The sequence below is a fragment of the Curtobacterium sp. ME-Dv--P-122a genome (assembly GCF_030209645.1).
GTDB classification, from domain to species: domain Bacteria; phylum Actinomycetota; class Actinomycetes; order Actinomycetales; family Microbacteriaceae; genus Curtobacterium; species Curtobacterium flaccumfaciens.
In genome coordinates, this window is sequence record NZ_JARVRO010000008.1 from 151,390 (window position 1) to 167,215 (window position 15,826).

A 15,826-nucleotide genomic window follows, 5' to 3' on the forward strand; every position below is an offset into this window, starting at 1 on the left:
TTCGCGATCGTGCAGGAGTACGTCCCGGAATACCGTGCGCCACTCTTCGACAGGTTGGCGGCGGCGCTGTCGGCGGAGGGCGATGAGCTCACCGTCTTCGCAGGAGAACCAGCGGGTACTCTTGCACAACGACGAGACGGCATTCGCACCCGCCCGTGGTTGCGGAAGATCCGGCAGCGGGAACTGAGCTTGCTCGGGAAGCGACTGACCATCCGCGCTCTGCCTCGCGACGTCTGGCGAGCAGACCTCATCGTCGTGGAGCAGGCCCGACGGAATCTCGACGTCCCAGTGTTGCTCCTCTGGCCCCGCACCGCGCGGAAGACAGCGCTGTGGGGTCACGGTGCTGACGTCGTGAAGGTGCCGTCCCGCTTCGAACGCCTGTACAGCCGCCTGATCACGCGGAAGGCCGCCTGGTTCTTTGCGTACACGCCTTCCGGTGCCGAGTGGGCCGCCGAGATCGGTAGGGATCCACGGCGTACCACGATCTTGTACAACAGCATCGACGTGGGGCAGCTACAGGAGGACCTTCGATCCGTTCAGACAACGACGTCGGCGCACCAGGTCTGCTTCATCGGCGGGCTCGACGCCAGCAAGAAGATATCCGAGCTGATCGCGATCGGAGAGGCCGCACACCGTGCGGATCCTGCCTTCCGCCTGGCGGTCGGGGGCGACGGACAGCTTCGAGGTGCGGTCCAGTCCGCTGCTGGCCGTTTTCCGTGGCTCGACTATCGTGGCCCCGTGTCAGGACGCGCGAAGGCGTCGATGCTCTTCGAAAGCGAGTTGCTCCTGCTTCCAGGTCGAGTCGGCTTGACAGCAATCGACAGCCTCGCAGCAGGCCGGCCGATCGTCACGCTCGCCTCTTCCCTGCACGGACCGGAGTTCGGGTACCTCGAGCCAGGCAGGACCTGCGTCGTGTCTGATGGTGTCGAGGACGCCGCCCGGTCTATCGTGACGCTCCTTCGCGATCGACAGGCACTTGCGACGATGCAAGACAGCTGCCGCCGGGCATCTCAGAAGTACTCCATCGAGAACATGGCGCAGTATTTCCACGGCGGGCTGAAGGAAGCGATCAAGGACGACGATGAGTAAGTTGCACGTGATCGTGGCCAGCCACAACCGCGCTGAGACCACCGGAAACGCGCTGCGGTCGCTCCACGAGGCGGCTTCCGGTGCGGGTGTCGAGTACGACGTGACGTTGTTCGACGACGGTTCGTCAGACGACACCATCGCGCAAGCCACCGCCGCCGTGGATCGACTGACGGTGCTGCAGGGTGACGGCTCGGCTTTCTGGGCGCTGTCCATGGCCACTGCAGAGGCAGCGGTGCTGGCACGGGACGACGTCCGGGACGACGACTGGTTGCTCTGGTTCAACGACGATGTCCAGCTCGAGCGCTCGGGGCTCCGGGCACTGTTCGAAGCAGCCGCACGCCTCCCGGATGGCATCCTCATCGGGAGTACCGTCGACGCTGTTTCGGGCGAGCTGACCTACGGAGGCCTCCGGCGCGCGGGTGTCCACCCGCTCTCGTTCGCTCTCGTCGAGCCGTCAGGACTCGTCGAGGAAGCGAAGCGAGTCGACGCGTTCAACGGCAACATCGTGCTCCTACCCGTCCATGTCGCTCGGGCGGTCGGATCGATCGACGGAGGATTCAGTCATGCGTACGCGGATGTCGATTACGGGATGCGGGCGACCTCGGCAGGTGTGCCGATCTGGGTGACCGGGGGCACGGTCGGTTACTGCAGCCGGAACCCGACCGTGTCGCACCGATCCCTCATCACCGCCTGGCGGTCCTTTACCAGTCAGAAAGGGGCGGGCAATCCGCGCTCGCTGCGGCGTTACCTGCGCCGGCACAGTGCACGCTCGTGGTGGTTCTTCTACACAGCGTCTTACGCGCTCTGGTGGATTCGGACCCTCCGTCGGACAGCGCGCGGCGAAGGAGCAAGCCGATGACGACCTTGCTCTTCCTCGTCGTGGCGATCATCTTCATGGTCCTCGCGATCGGTCTGGTGCGGATGCAGCCGCGCGTCGTCTACTGGGTCGCGTCCTTGTACGCCGTGACGGCATGGGAGTACCCGAACTTCGGAACGATCGGCACTTTCGGAGGTACGACCATCACCCTTGGCGACGGGCTAGCAGTGAGCCTGATCGTCGCGGGACTCCTGGACGCTCGGGCGGTGGTCCGGCGTTTCCCACCTGTTGCTGTCATCGCTGGCGCGGTGCTCGTCGCACTGCTCGCGATCTCGCTCGTTCAGGGGATCGCGACCTTCGGCCTCGGCGTCGCCGTGAACGAAGCACGTGGCTTCTTGTACGTCCTCGGCATCTTGTTCTGGGCGGTGACGCGTCCCTGGCCGCAATCCGAGGTCGTCTACGCGGAGAAGTTCCTCGTCATCGTGCAGGGCGTCGGACTGTGCGTCGTGGGCCTGTACCACGTCGCGCGGTACGGGTTGGGCGGGACCGCCGACTTCGTTCTCGTCAGCGGAGAACTCAGCCAGACTGGCCGGCCTCTGGTCTCGGGGCAAGCCCTGCTCCTCACGCTCTGTGCGGTTCTTGCTCTCCGGCTCTGGCAGCGCAATGCGCAATCGCGCTGGGTCTGGTTGTTCGGCTTGTTCATGGTGTTCGTGATCGTCAGTCAGCAGCGGACTGTCTGGTTGACGGCCCTTGCAGTCGCACTCGTCCTCCTGGTCCGCGGACCTCGTGCTCTTCGCCAGAAGCTCGTGCTGCTCTTCGGGGTGCTCCTCGTCGGGGGCGTCCTGGTGTCGGCAGCCCAGTCGTCGACGAGCAGCATCGTGGCTGAGTTCGCCGGCTCAGCATCGAACACCGGAACGTACTCCGCGCGACTCACGAGCTGGATCGGGCTCATCGTGCAATCGGTGGGCGAGGGTGTGCTGACCGTCCTGTTCGGAGCACCCTTCGGTCACGGGTTCGGCAGGTTCGAGGGTGTCGGCCGATGGGTGGTCTTCGCGCCACACAATTGGTACGTCACGGTGTACCTGCGGGAGGGGCTGATCGGGCTCGGCGCGATGTTGGTCATCTTCCTGCCCCGGTTCTTCGCCGGGTTCAGGGCCAAGCGAGATGTCTTCCTGACTGCCGTTCTCGTGTGCTTCCTCGTCTACGGATGGACGTACTCGTGGCAGTGGTGGACCTGTCTGCCCCTCGCCCTGGCGTTCCTCGACCGAGACTTCCCCGAGGCGATCTCCCCGCAGAAGCCCGCGCTCCATGGCTCCCGGCGGCTTGAGGTGCACAGGTGAAGCCCGGGATTCGGGTCCTGCACGTCCTCGGGGAACTCAAACCGAGTGGCATGGAGCGAATGCTCGTCTCCGGAGCACAGGAGTTCGAAGCGGCGGGTGTCGACGGTCATGTCCTCGGCGTGGGCCTCCATCACCCGTTCGAGAGCGCGATCCGGGACGCTGGCTACTCGGTGACCACCACCGACCGCGCGTTGCACACCCCCGCTGGGCGCGAGATGCTGCGACGCCTCCTCGCTGACGTCGAACCGGATGTCGTCCACATCCACACCGAGGGCCGGTACTTGCAGACGGTGCTCGCTTTCCGGAGGCTGAACCGGCGACTGCCCGTCGTGAGGACCATCCACAACGTGTTCGACGCGCGCGGTCGGTGGTTTGTCCGTCGTGCCGCGCAGGCGCTCGTCGCTGACCGGTTGATCAGCGCTCTCATCGCTCCGAGCCCTGACGTGGCGGAGAATGAGACGCGCTTCGGCCGTCGGCCCCAGGTGATCTACAACTGGGTGGAGGACCGGTTCTTCGATCTGGCGAGGCAGCGTGCCGAAGCGGCGGTGGCGCCCTCGGCCCCGATCGTCATCGTCGGGAACTGCTCGAGGATCAAGAACCACGAAGTGGCACTCGAGGCAGCGCTCCTCGGGAACCTCCGCGTTGCCCACGTCGGTTCCGAAGAAGATGCCGGGCCCGTTGAAGGGGAACTCCTCGAACGACTCGAGCGAGCGGGACTCCTCGTCGCTCGCGGGGTAGCGGATCCGGGAGCAGCGCTCGTCGCTGGGCGCGTGTTCGCGATGCCCAGCCGTCACGAGGGCATGCCTGTTGCGCTTGCTGAAGCGTTGGTCGTCGGCCTGCCCGCGATCGTTTCGGACGTTCCGGGGCTCCGGTGGGCCGTGGGGCAGAGTGGTGTCGTCGCACTCGCAGACCGGGAACCGGCGAAGTGGAGCGAACGTCTCCGCGCGGGAGCCGTGGCGAGTAGCGGTCCGACGATCGACTTCCATGCCTCCAGGGGAGTCGCCGAGTACACGGCGGTGTACCGAGCCACCACCACCAGACGACGAAGAAGGGCTGCCCCGTGATCCGAGGAATGCTGACAGGCATCCGGCGGCGGCGGTGGTTCCGGGCGCTGCCGACGACCGTGGCGTGCGAGCGCGGCCTGCGCTTCGGCGCACGCGTCCGTCTCTGGGCGCCGACGTCGCTGACCATCGGCTCGGATGTCCATCTCGGGTCCGACGTCCGTATCGAAGTCGACGGCAGCATCGGCGACGCGGTCCTCATCGCCAATCGGGCGGCCATCATCGGTCGACGTGATCACGACATGACTGTCGTGGGGGTCCCCATCACCGCGAGTCCTTGGGTGGGTGACACTCCGGCCCTCAGCGCCGTCACGACGATCGGAAGTGACGTCTGGATCGGGTTCGGAGCGATCATCTTGTCCGGCGTCACGGTCGGGGACAGTTCCGTCATCGCGGCTGGCTCAGTCGTCACGCAGGACGTCGAGGCGAACACGGTCGTCGCCGGCAACCCGGCGAAGGTCCTCAGGCCTCGATTCCGCGAAGGAGAACTGAGCGCGCACTGGGACGCCTTGCGAGGACAGGGTGTCCGGCTCGCCGTTGACGAGGCGGCAGGTGCACCCGATGTCTGAATCGTCTCCACGGATCTTCTACGTGCCGAACGAGTTCGGCGGTTTCCGCCAGCTCGGCTTCCGTGATCCGCTGGAAGCGCTGGTCAGGGCCGGTCGCGTCGCTTCACTCGCGACCTTCAGCGTCCTGGACGCGATCCGGAACGGTGGAGATGCCGAGCGTCACCGGGAGGAGCTCGTGCGACGGGTGTCGGATTTCCGCCCGGACATCCTGCTCATGCAGCACCTCGGACACACCGGACTGCGTCGGCAGCACTTCGCGGCCCTGCGCGCAGCCTGTCCTGGTGATTTCATCTACCACGAGGCTGATCCCTACTCGAGGTACCTCCATCCGATCCCTCCCGAAGCGAAGGCGGCAGGCAGGGCCGCGGACGTCGTATTCACCGTGGGGAGCAGCGGGTTCAGCGAGAACTTCCGGAGGGCGGGGAGCGCCGACGTCCGCTGGATCCCCTCGGCCTACGAACCGACGAGGAGCGCCAACTTCGACCGACCGATCCGGAAGGACCGCCCGTACGACGTCGTCATCGTCGCCAATCGGAATCGTCCTCGGCTCCGAGGTCTGCCGGACTGGCGGGAACGCATTCGATTCGTCGAGTTGATGCAGCAGCACTTCGGAGACCGGCTCGCTGTCTTCGGGAGAGGCTGGGACGGAACGACGGCCAAGGGGCCCGTGCCCTTCGAAGCGCAAGACGAGGCCATCACCTCAGGCTGGGTCAGCGCCAACTGGGATCACTTCGCGGGCGAAGCGTCCTACTTCTCGAACAGGCTGCCCATCTCGTTGGCTGCAGGGTCGATCCATGCGACGACCGAACACCCCGGATACGACGAGATCTTCCCCGCGAGCAGCAGCAGATTCCTGTTGCGCGGACGGACGCCGGAGGCCCTCATCGGTTCCATCGAGCAGGTGCTGGCCGAGACCACCACGAACGACCGCCTCGACTCGATCGCCGCGGGTCGTCGCTTCGCTGACGAGAACTTTCGGCAGGACGATCTCATGGTCCAGATGCTGAACTGGCGCACCCGGTGGATCGACCCAGCGGACGCCCGCGCAGTCTGGGGCCGGACGACGGGAGGACGGCTGTGAGGATCGGACCGATCAGTACGCTTCCCCTGCGTGCTTCGCTTCGGATCGAGCGGGGCAAGAACGCCAAAGAGCTCCGCAGGAAAAGTGATGGACGAACTGCGCCCGGGGACTGGACACCTCCGCAAAACTTGCTGGGACTCCGTGTGCGCATCGATCCGTACCCCGATCTCGGCCATCAGCTGTCGACGTGGATCGCGGGGTACCTCTGGTCCGCCGATCTCGGGGTGCCGTACTTCGGCGGGGAAGTGACGAAGGACACGAAAGGGCTCTTCGACCTGGCGCAGCTGACCGCTGCCGCACCGTCCGGGAACGTGCTCGAGCATCGCCTCGCCGCGACTGGGTTCGAGACCGACGATTGGTCGCTTCACGCTCTCCAAGAATCGACGAGCCGTGCAGCACCTCGTTCGAGCCGTCCGTGGATCGGGCGCCTGGCCTTGGACCAGCGTCGCTGGGACCAAACGACGGCTGCAGAACCGCTCCGACGCGCAGTCCTCGGAGGATACCTCGGCGACCAGCTCCGGAGCCTCGAGTCGAAGGCGGACTACATCGCTGTCCACGCTCGGCGCGGTGACATCGGCCCTCAGTCACATCCCGACCGCTGGATCGGTCTCGACTACTACCAAGGCCTGATCAACGAGATCAGGGGCGTGCCAGCACTCAGCAGCATGCCGATCAGGCTCTTCACGTCGGGAGATGCTGCGGACCTGCGCGACCTGGAGCGCGTCGGAGTGTCGATCAATGACGGAGGGCAGCGCGATCAGGACTTCATCGAGATCGCGGCAGCTCGGGTGGTCGTAGCGGCACCGAGTTCGTTCGGTTTCCTCGCCGCGCTCGTGTCGCGTGCACCTGTCATCGCCCGGACCCCCTGGTGGCACCATGTGCCCGACTCCGGCCGCTGGCTTGCCTACCAGGCTGACGAAGGCCTCGACATCGCTCGTCTCGGCCGTCTGGTCGCCGGTGCCCCTTCGTGACCTCGAACGGGCGACGCCTCATGGCGGGGGCGTCATGGGTCTACGGGCTGCAACTCCTCACCGTCGTCGTGCAACTCGGCTACGCGGCCCTGACGTCGAGGCTCGCTGCTCCGGGCGTCTTCGGTGCGTACAGCGTTGCGCTCTCCATCGCGGCGCTCGTCAACCTCCTGGGGTCTGGTGGTCTGTCGCAGACGGCGGCTCGTGCACCTGATGCGGAACGGTCGTCGACACGGCCCCTCGCGACCTACGCCCTGCTCCTCGGCGTGGCGGCTGCCCTCTTCACCTTGGTCACAGCCGATCTCTGGAGCGCATTCTGGGGCGCTCCGCAGGCCGCCGGTGCTGTTCGTCTCCTCGCCGTGAGCGCGCTGGTGATGCCGTTCCTCAGCCTGAGTACGGGCCTTCTGCGCCGCCAAGGCGCTTTTCGTGAGATGGCGATCGCCACCTTCTGTTCCAACGTCGTCGGAATGGTCGCGGGTGCCGGAGCCGTGCTCCTCTTCCGAAGCCCGGAATCACTCGCCGTGTCCGCAATCATCGGACAGTGGGGCACCCTGCTCTGGGCGGCCACCCGGCTCCGCGGCGCTCTGGTTCCGGGGCGGCTCGCCCTCCGATCGGACAACGTTCGGTTCAGCACCAAGCTCGTCGCAGTATCTGTCTTCCAGTACATCTCCGGCAACGCTCCGCGGTGGAGCGTGAGCCAGTTCGTCGGAGCCGGCGTGCTCGGGGCATGGAACCGGGCAGATGTCCTGTCAACGGTCCCGTTCTCGCAGCTGCAGAACGCGCTGATGCAGGTGATCTACCCGGAATTCCGTCGCTACGAGGTCGGCACGTCGGATGCGAAAGCCGTGTGGCTGGACATGCTGACCCTGGTCGCATGGCTCACCCTGCCAATCGGTGCCGTCATCGCTGGAGTAGGACCGGAAGTCGTCCACCTCGCGCTCGGGCCGGGGTGGGAACTCGCAGGCCAAATCCTGCCGCTGCTCGCAGTGCTGGGAGCCGTGCAACCGTTGATGATCCTCCTCGCCGGCGCCCTCGAGTCCGCGGCGCTGTTCAAAGCGATCTGGCTGTCCGAGGCCGTCGCCTTCGTCATCAGTGCTGTCGGCGTCGCGATGGTCGTGGTCCATCAGCAGTACGTCTTCGCCCTCCTAGCACTCATCGCGGCGATGATCGGTCGGCACGTGGTCCACATCATCCAGGCGCAACGCGTCCGAGCGCTCGGCTTCCGGCAACTCGCGCTCGGGTACGCACAGCCAGCGGGATTCGCCCTGGTTCTCTACGGCTCACTCGTGGTGCTGTTCCACGATTTCGGCGTCGGCCCCGTCCGCGTGGCGGTAGGACTCATCGGCCTTGCTGCCCTCGCTGCATGGGTGGGCTTGACGCGTCGATCCTTCCCGCCACTGGAGATCCTCCACCGCCGGGGGATTCTCGGTCGTCGCGGCGAAGGTGCGCCGTGAGGCTCGGAACCTCCGCGGGACGCAAAGGAGTTCGGTCTGGCGGTCTTCGCTGACGCTCGTACGGTAGATTCAGCCGATCAGGGGGCCGAGAGGTCGGATGTTCCGGTTGATCCCTCTCGATCACGAAGGGGCGGCTGTGAAACCGATCTTCCTCGTCTACACCTTCCAGGACGCGGAACACCTCCGGGAACTCGTCGAAGCGCTGTCACCGCACGAAGTGATCGTGCACGTTGACGCGAAGGTCGATCTGTCCCCGTTCGCAGTCGCTGTCGAGGACTGTGCCAACGTCCGAATGGTGAGGGACAGGGTGCAGGTCAACTGGGGTGGCTACTCGCAGGTCCGTGCGATCCGAGCCCTCGTTCGGCACGGACTCGAGTTCGCGGACGACGACGACTACCTCGTCCTGCTCTCCGGGTCTGACTACCCACTCCGTACCGTCGACCACTTGATTGCCCACCTGGAGGAGCACCAGGGTCGGCAGTTCCTCCGCGCATTCGAAATCTCGGCGAGTGAAGAGAAGTACCGTAGTCAAGTCGACCGGCATCACCACCGTGACATGCGTTTCCTGTCGACCCGGACCGGTAACAAGGCTCTCCGAAAGCTCCGTAACGGGATCATCCGGCTCATCGACGGCCCCTTCAGCGTGAAGCGACCTCCGGCTCTCCCGGGCGGGCTGCGCGTTGGTCACGGCGGTACGCACTTCGCGGTGACAGCATCGTGTCTCCGCGAGATGGAAGCCCTGGTAACGCCGGAAATCGAGCGCTACTTCGCAGCGATATTCTGCCCGGAGGAAAAGTTCTACCAATCCCTGGTCATGTGCACCCGCTTCGCTTCGGCGACGCCAGCAGGCGGCTTCGAGGACTACGTCGGCCCGGGGAATTGGCGATACGCCAACCTTCACCTGATCGACCCGACTCTCATCCGGGTGTTCACCGAAGAGGATTGGCCGGAAGTGGCGTCCTCCGATGCCTTCTTCATCCGGAAGATCGTGACCGGACCGAGCACCGGTCTTCGCACCAAGATCAAGACCGAGCGGCTGACGGCCGCGCGCTCCAACTAACGACGTGAGGACGGGAACCAGTTGCCCAAGAAGGCCTTGATCACAGGCATCACCGGACAGGACGGCTCGTACCTGGCCGAGCTGCTGCTCCGGAAGGGGTACGAGGTGCACGGACTCATCCGTCGTGCGTCCACGTTCAACACCTCGCGGATCGACCACTTGTACGTGGACCCGCACAACCCTGACGCCAAGCTCTTCCTGCACTACGGGGACCTCGGCGACGGTGCGCGGCTCGTCAGTCTCCTCAGCGAGCTGAAGCCCGACGAGGTCTACAACCTCGCGGCGCAGTCGCACGTGCGGGTCTCGTTCGACGAGCCGGAGCACACCGGTGATGTGACCGGTGTCGGCACGATGCGCATGCTCGAGGCCGTCCGGGTGTCCGGCATCCACACGCGCTTCTACCAGGCGTCCTCCTCCGAGATGTTCGGCGCGACCCCGCCGCCGCAGAACGAGGAGACGCCCTTCTGGCCGCGTTCTCCGTACGGTGCCGCGAAGGTCTACAGCTACTGGGTGACCCGGAACTACCGCGAGGCCTACGGGATGTTCGCGGTCAACGGCATCCTGTTCAACCACGAGTCACCGCGTCGCGGTGAGACGTTCGTCACCCGGAAGATCACCCGCGCGGTCGCTCGGATCAAGGCTGGCCTCGAGGACCACGTGTACCTCGGCAACCTCGACTCCGTCCGCGACTGGGGGTACGCCGCCGAGTACGTCGAGGGCATGTGGCGGATGCTGCAGGTCGACGAGCCGGACGACTTCGTGCTGGCGACCGGTGGCGACTTCACGGTCAAGGACTTCCTCACCACCGCGTTCTCGCACGCCGGGCTGAACTGGGAAGACCACGTCCGGTTCGACGAGCGTTACCTGCGACCGAGCGAGGTGGACGCCTTGGTTGGCGACGCCTCGAAGGCCAAGGAGAAGCTCGGTTGGGAGGCGACCGTCGACACCGCCGAGCTGGCGAGGATCATGGTCGACGCCGACATCTCCGCCCTCGAGCACGAGGGCCGTCCCTGGATCGACACCGTCCGTCTCGAGAGCTGGGGTTCCTGATGACCACGACCGACTTCACCCCCGGTCCGATCGATCGAGCTGACCGCGTCTACGTCGCGGGGCACCGCGGCCTGGTGGGTTCGGCGGTCTGGCGCAGGCTCGAGTCGGAGGGCTTCACCGACGTGGTCGGACGGACCTCGTCCGAGCTCGACCTGAAGGACCGCGGCGCGGTCTTCGCCTTCTTCGCGGACCAGCAGCCGAAGCACGTCGTGCTCGCCGCCGCCAAGGTGGGCGGGATCATGGCGAACAACACGTACCCGCACGATTTCCTGAGCGAGAACCTGCAGATCCAGGTCAACGTGATGGACGCCGCGGTGGAGCACGGTGTCGAACGGCTCGTGTTCCTCGGCTCGTCCTGCATCTACCCGAAGATGGCCGAGCAGCCGATCCACGAGGACGCACTGCTCACGGGCCACCTCGAGCCGACGAACGACGCCTACGCCATCGCAAAGATCGCCGGCATCCTGCAGGTGCAGGCCGTCCGTCGGCAGTTCGGCCGCCCGTGGATCTCGGCGATGCCGACCAACCTCTACGGCCCCGGCGACAACTTCTCGCCGACCGGGTCCCACGTCCTGCCGGCGCTCATCCGCCGGTACGACGAAGCCGCCCGCAGCGGTGCATCAACCGTTGAGAACTGGGGGACCGGGTCGCCCCGTCGTGAGTTCCTGCACGTCGACGACATGGCGGCGGCGGTGTTCCATCTCATGGAGCACTACGACGGTCCTGACCAGGTCAACGTCGGTACCGGGTCGGACGTCACGATCAAGGAGATCGCCGAGACGATCGGCAAGATCGTCGGGTTCGAGGGCGAGACGGTCTGGGACACCACCAAGCCGGACGGGACCCCGCAGAAGCTGCTCGACGTGTCGAAGCTGGCGGATGCCGGTTGGACGGCACAGATCGGCCTCGAGGACGGGCTCCGCAGCACCGTCGACTGGTACCGCGAACACGCGGACTCCATCCGTCAGTGACGGGTGTGGGACGTACGGAACCGTAGGATCGCCTCATGTCCGACCAGCCCGAGTCGCGACGCACTGCAGTACGCCGGGGGTCCAGGGCCCGGATCGTCCTGTGGGTCGTCCTCGCCCTTGTCCTGCTGCTGATCCTCGCCGTCGCCTGGGTCGGTGTCCGCGGCCTGCTCGCAAAGGGGCACCTGGAGCGGGCCGTCGGGGACGTCGACACCCTCCGGTCGCAGCTGACCAGTGGTGACACCGGCGCCGCGCAGAAGACCGCGAGGCATCTCGAGGACGAAGCAGCGTCGGCTCGATCACTGACCGGCGACCCCGTGTGGGGCGCAGCACAGTCCGTACCCTTCTTCGGGACCAACCTGCGGGCCGTGCGCGACATCTCGGTGATCGTCGACGACGTCGCCAGCGATGCCGTCAGTCCCGTCGCCGGCGTCATCGACGGCCTCGGGTCGGATTCGTTCGCGCCGAAGAACGGCAAGATCAATCTCCAGCCGATCGAGGACGCGCAGCCGGCGGTCGCCGAGGCCACGAAGACGCTCGAGCAGGCTCGTGCCGACGCGGCGCGGATCGACACCAGTGGAACGCTGTCGCCGGTCACCACCGCCGTGGGACAGCTGCGGAACGCGCTGTCGTCAGCTTCCGAGCAGGCGGTGGCGGCGAACCGCATCGTGCAGCTCGCGCCGGCCATGCTCGGTCACGACGGGCAGCGGCGGTATCTGCTGCTCTTCCAGAACAACGCCGAACTGCGAGCCGGGGGAGGTATCCCCGGTGCGGTGGCGGCGCTCGACGCGAAGGACGGTTCGCTCCGTCTGTCGGCCCAGGCCTCGAGCGGGGACTTCGGGCCGTACGAGGAACCGGTCCTGCCACTGACGGCTGACACGCGTGGGCTCTACGGGGAGATCACCGGGGAGTACATGCAGGATGTCACCCTCACACCACGCTTCGACGTGTCGGCAAAGCTCGCGCGGGAGATGTGGAAGCAGAAGTTCGGCCAGCAGGTGGACGGCGTGCTCGCCATGGACCCGGTGACGCTCAGCTTCATCCTCAAGGCGACCGGCCCCGTGCAGTTGCCGACCGGAGACACTCTGAACTCCGACAACGCGGTGCAGCTGCTGCTCAGCGACGTCTACGCCAAGTACCCCGACCCGGCGGTGCAGGACGCCTTCTTCGCGTCCGCCGCCAGCGCGGTGTTCGCCAAGGTCTCTTCTGGCGGGTTCGACGCGAAGGCATTCGTGTCGGCGCTGACGCAGAGCGCTGACGAGGGCCGTTTGCGGCTCTGGAGCGCCGACAAGGCGGAGCAGCGCCGCATCAGCGGGACTCCGGTCGCGGGCGAACTACCGACGGCCAGCGTCGACTCGAACCAGTTCGCCGTCTACCTGAACGACGGCACCGGCGCGAAGATGGACTACTACCTCCAGAAGCGCGTCTCCGTTGGCAGTTCGGTGTGCCGGAAGGATGGACGACCGACGTCGGTCGTCGAGATCACCTTGAAGAACACGGCACCGGCCGATGCCGCGACGACCCTGCCGCGCTACGTCACCGGGGGCGGTGACTTCGGCGTGGAGCCCGGCAAGATCAAGACCCTGCTCGCTGCGTACGCGCCCGAGAACGCGATCTTCCTCGGCGCCACGAAGGACGGCAAGACCACTCCGGTGCAGACAGCGACCGACGGCGGGCACCCGGTGGCCCAGCTGCAGACCCTGCTCGCCCCCGGCGAGAGCCTGACCTACCGCGTCGCGTTCCTCGGCGAGGCGAAGTACGCGAAGGCGGCGGTGCAGGCGGACTCGACTCCTGGCGTCCGGCAGACCGAGACGAAGCCCCTCACGTTCGACTGCGAGCGGCCGCTCACCGCGGGCTGACAACGGAACCTCCGCAAAGCGAACCGCGAGTGTGCCCCCACTCCGAGGGACAACGCGCCAACCTGTCCGGGTGCAAAGGTCCTTGATCGAACGCACAGTGTGCTCTGGTTCACACCGTTGATGCCTCTCATCTGGGGTTTCTGTCGTGTGAAGCCTCGATGGACCGAAGGTAGGGCCGTGCGACGGGTAGTTGGCGCGGATGAACACACGTCGACCAATGAACAAAATCCACGTGATCTGGTATCAAGCTGGGAAACTCCGCTAGATTGAGACAACTTCGCCATAACAACCGCCATTTCTGTGGCTGGGGTCAACCACCGGCGAACAGCGGGCTCTGGGTGTCAGGGTCTGGATTTTCAGATCTTTAGGGGAACCATTCATGAAGAAGCTCATTGCAGCGGTGGTGCTGGCTGGCGCCGCACTGCTCGCCACTCCGGCCGTCGCCAACGCCGCCGGTTACACGCCTGACTCCGACGTCTCCGTCTCCGGCACCGCCGTTGCCGGTGGCACCGCTTCGGTGAACTTCACCGAGGGTGCGTTCCAGGACAACGAGACCGTCAACGTCCAGGTCACCGGTGCCGGTGCGGTCACGCTCGGCGCGCTGCCGACCACGACCGTCTCGAAGACCTACACGGCCGCTTCGGATGGCTCGCTCGTCGTCAAGGTCACGTTCCCCCAGGGCGCCTCGGGTACCTACAACCTGACCGCCACCGGCGCCACCTCGGGCGTCGTCGGCTTCGCGGCCTTCACCGTCGCCCCGGCTGACGCTGCTGCGGTTCCCGCAGCCGGCGCTGGCAACGGCACCGACGGCACGCTGGCCTTCACGGGTTCGACCGTCTCCGCCCTGGCCCTCTGGGTCGCCGGCGGCGCAGTCGTCCTCGGTGGTGGCCTCCTGCTGGTCCGCGGCTCGGTCCGCCGCCAGCGCGAGTCCGTCTGAGTCTCGACACACTGAACGAAGCCCCCGGAGCATCTGCTCCGGGGGCTTCTTCGTGTCCGGGGATCGTCCTCAGCGACGCCGGGCCGCACGGCTGAGCAGCAGTACACCCACCACGGCCCCCAGGAGCGCCCCCACGCCGTTCGCGACGACGTCGTCGATGGTCGCGGTGCGGGCGGGCAGGAACAGCGCCTGACCGGTCTCGGTGCACGTGCTGACGACGAGCCCCGCGGCGATGGCGGCCCACCACCAGCGGGCACCGGCGAGCAGCACCACGAGCAGTCCGAGCGGCACGAAGTAGACCACGTTCGCCAGGGACTCCACGGTGGCGTAGTCGATGCGCTCCGGCAGGCCGTGCCGGTGCGCGGCAGCGAGGACACGGGTGAGCCACGGGGCCCCTGCGGCGTCGACGGGGGAGCCCCAGAACCCGACGAGCGCCAGGGCGACGCCGTAGGCGATCGCCAGCCCCGTCGCGAACCGACGGCTGCGCCAGGTGGCCGGGGCGCGGTCGTCGACGCGGGGCTTGTCGGAGGTCACGTGCCGACGCTAGCGAGTCGCGCCTCCAGGCAGGTGTCCGCACCGTCTCGTCCCCCGATCCCGGCGATCCGGAAAACGAGTACCCCGATCCTGGCGCTGTACCCCGGAAGTGCGACGCACCTGCCCGGAAATCCGGGGCTGCCCGATGGGTGGCATTGACGAAACCCGTGAATCGACGGGCCTGGCTGGCGATCCCCTCGGCACTTCTCGTAGCGTTCTGGTGTCAGCAGATGTACCCCGGATCGTGAAGGAGAGCGACATGAGCATCACCGTGAACAACGCGACGCAGGCCGAGGTCACCCTCGACACCGACACCGTGGACACCATCGCGATCCTCGAGGCCGATGCAGCGCTCTCCTCGCGCCCCAAGCGCGCCAAGGTCACCTGGGTGCAGGAAGACCAGGGCGAGTGGATCGCCGGCTACGGCGGGTACTTCGGCGGCAGTGTCGACAAGCGCGACGACCGCTACGTGGCCTCCGACACCTTCGGGCTCGTCGTGGGCGAGTTCTCCTCCCTGGAGGAGGCACAGACCAAGCTCGAGGACCAGCTGCACGTCATGCTCCCGCCGGTCATCCGGCCGGTCGAGTGACGACGACGGACCCCAGCTCCACCGGCGTCGATCGTGACGCCCGCACCACCCGGAACCACCGGCACCACCCAGTACGCAGCACAGCACGAAGGAGCAGCACCATGAGCACGACCGTCGCCCACCGCCAGCAGGCCGAGGTGACCCTGGACACCCAGACGATCGAGGTCATCGCCGAGATCGAGGCCCAGGTCGTGGCTCCCGTGCAGGCAGCCCCCGTCCGCATCTCGTGGGCCCAGGCCGACACCGGTCTGTGGGTCGCGAACTACGGCGGCTACTACGGCGGCACCGTCGACCGCCAGGGCACCCACTTCTTCGTCGCCGACACCTTCGGTGAGTACGTCGGGGACTTCCGGTCCCTCGACGAGGCGAAGGCGCGTCTGGCCGAGCGCCTGCACGTGCTGCTGCCGGACGTGATCCGTCCGACCGCGTGATCCACTGCTGATCGCTCGC

16 protein-coding genes are annotated in these 15,826 nt (G+C 66.6%); 15 read left to right on the plus strand and 1 reads right to left on the minus strand.

All coding sequences use genetic code 11. The annotated features are described in order from the left end of the window. Positions 1-9 precede the first annotated feature (9 nt). From QRN49_RS09900 to QRN49_RS09960, 13 genes are all read left to right on the plus strand, one after another. Complete coding sequence (locus tag QRN49_RS09900) at positions 10-1,089, plus strand: glycosyltransferase family 4 protein (RefSeq protein ID WP_284755459.1); 1,080 nt, start codon at positions 10-12, stop codon at positions 1,087-1,089. Then, positions 1,082-1,948: a glycosyltransferase family 2 protein gene (locus QRN49_RS09905; protein ID WP_284755461.1), complete on the plus strand. Its 867-nt coding sequence runs from the start codon at positions 1,082-1,084 to the stop codon at positions 1,946-1,948. The genes QRN49_RS09900 and QRN49_RS09905 overlap by 8 nt, the downstream gene beginning before the upstream one ends. Beyond that, the gene (locus tag QRN49_RS09910) at positions 1,945-3,246 is read left to right on the plus strand and encodes an O-antigen ligase family protein (protein ID WP_111029780.1); all 1,302 of its coding nucleotides are present in this window, start codon (positions 1,945-1,947) and stop codon (positions 3,244-3,246) included. The genes QRN49_RS09905 and QRN49_RS09910 overlap by 4 nt, the downstream gene beginning before the upstream one ends. Next, positions 3,243-4,310 carry a glycosyltransferase gene (locus tag QRN49_RS09915; RefSeq protein WP_194654042.1) on the plus strand — a complete coding sequence of 356 codons (1,068 nt, stop codon included), beginning with the start codon at positions 3,243-3,245 and terminating at the stop codon, positions 4,308-4,310. The genes QRN49_RS09910 and QRN49_RS09915 overlap by 4 nt, the downstream gene beginning before the upstream one ends. Continuing rightward, positions 4,307-4,876 carry an acyltransferase gene (locus tag QRN49_RS09920; RefSeq protein ID WP_284755465.1) on the plus strand — a complete coding sequence of 190 codons (570 nt, stop codon included), beginning with the start codon at positions 4,307-4,309 and terminating at the stop codon, positions 4,874-4,876. Before QRN49_RS09915 ends, QRN49_RS09920 begins: the two co-directional genes overlap by 4 nt. Then, entirely contained in the window at positions 4,869-5,957 is a 1,089-nt protein-coding gene (locus QRN49_RS09925; protein ID WP_194654043.1) for a CgeB family protein, read from the plus strand. Before QRN49_RS09920 ends, QRN49_RS09925 begins: the two co-directional genes overlap by 8 nt. Positions 5,958-6,100: 143 nt before the next feature. After that, positions 6,101-6,928 (plus strand): hypothetical protein, encoded by an 828-nt coding sequence (locus tag QRN49_RS09930; protein WP_284755468.1) that lies wholly within the window; start codon positions 6,101-6,103, stop codon positions 6,926-6,928. Continuing rightward, the gene (locus QRN49_RS09935; RefSeq protein WP_146249306.1) at positions 6,925-8,379 is read left to right on the plus strand and encodes an oligosaccharide flippase family protein; all 1,455 of its coding nucleotides are present in this window, start codon (positions 6,925-6,927) and stop codon (positions 8,377-8,379) included. The genes QRN49_RS09930 and QRN49_RS09935 overlap by 4 nt, the downstream gene beginning before the upstream one ends. A gap of 136 nt (positions 8,380-8,515) precedes the next feature. Further along, on the plus strand, positions 8,516-9,439 hold the full coding sequence (locus tag QRN49_RS09940; RefSeq protein WP_262131853.1) for a beta-1,6-N-acetylglucosaminyltransferase: 924 nt from the start codon (positions 8,516-8,518) through the stop codon (positions 9,437-9,439). Positions 9,440-9,460: 21 nt separating this feature from the next. Further along, on the plus strand, positions 9,461-10,489 hold the full coding sequence (gene gmd / locus QRN49_RS09945; protein ID WP_111053820.1) for a GDP-mannose 4,6-dehydratase: 1,029 nt from the start codon (positions 9,461-9,463) through the stop codon (positions 10,487-10,489). After that, positions 10,489-11,460, plus strand: coding sequence for a GDP-L-fucose synthase family protein (locus QRN49_RS09950; RefSeq protein WP_284755475.1), 972 nt, complete (start codon positions 10,489-10,491; stop codon positions 11,458-11,460). The genes gmd and QRN49_RS09950 overlap by 1 nt, the downstream gene beginning before the upstream one ends. Positions 11,461-11,495: 35 nt before the next feature. Continuing rightward, complete coding sequence (locus tag QRN49_RS09955) at positions 11,496-13,316, plus strand: DUF4012 domain-containing protein (RefSeq protein ID WP_194654048.1); 1,821 nt, start codon at positions 11,496-11,498, stop codon at positions 13,314-13,316. 379 nt (positions 13,317-13,695) lie between these two features. Then, the gene (locus QRN49_RS09960) at positions 13,696-14,253 is read left to right on the plus strand and encodes a hypothetical protein (protein WP_111029789.1); all 558 of its coding nucleotides are present in this window, start codon (positions 13,696-13,698) and stop codon (positions 14,251-14,253) included. Between the two features lie 69 nt (positions 14,254-14,322). Here QRN49_RS09960 and QRN49_RS09965 read toward each other — a convergent pair whose 3' ends face one another. Beyond that, a complete protein-coding gene (locus tag QRN49_RS09965; protein ID WP_262131858.1) occupies positions 14,323-14,787 on the minus strand; it encodes a VanZ family protein in 465 nt (154 codons plus the stop codon). A gap of 259 nt (positions 14,788-15,046) precedes the next feature. Here QRN49_RS09965 and QRN49_RS09970 point away from each other — a divergent pair, with 259 nt between their 5' ends. Both QRN49_RS09970 and QRN49_RS09975 read left to right on the plus strand, forming a co-directional pair. After that, positions 15,047-15,376 carry a hypothetical protein gene (locus tag QRN49_RS09970; RefSeq protein WP_071248415.1) on the plus strand — a complete coding sequence of 110 codons (330 nt, stop codon included), beginning with the start codon at positions 15,047-15,049 and terminating at the stop codon, positions 15,374-15,376. A gap of 101 nt (positions 15,377-15,477) precedes the next feature. Continuing rightward, positions 15,478-15,807, plus strand: a complete 330-nt coding sequence (locus QRN49_RS09975) for a hypothetical protein (RefSeq protein WP_228513523.1) — start codon at positions 15,478-15,480, stop codon at positions 15,805-15,807. Positions 15,808-15,826: the final 19 nt, after the last annotated feature.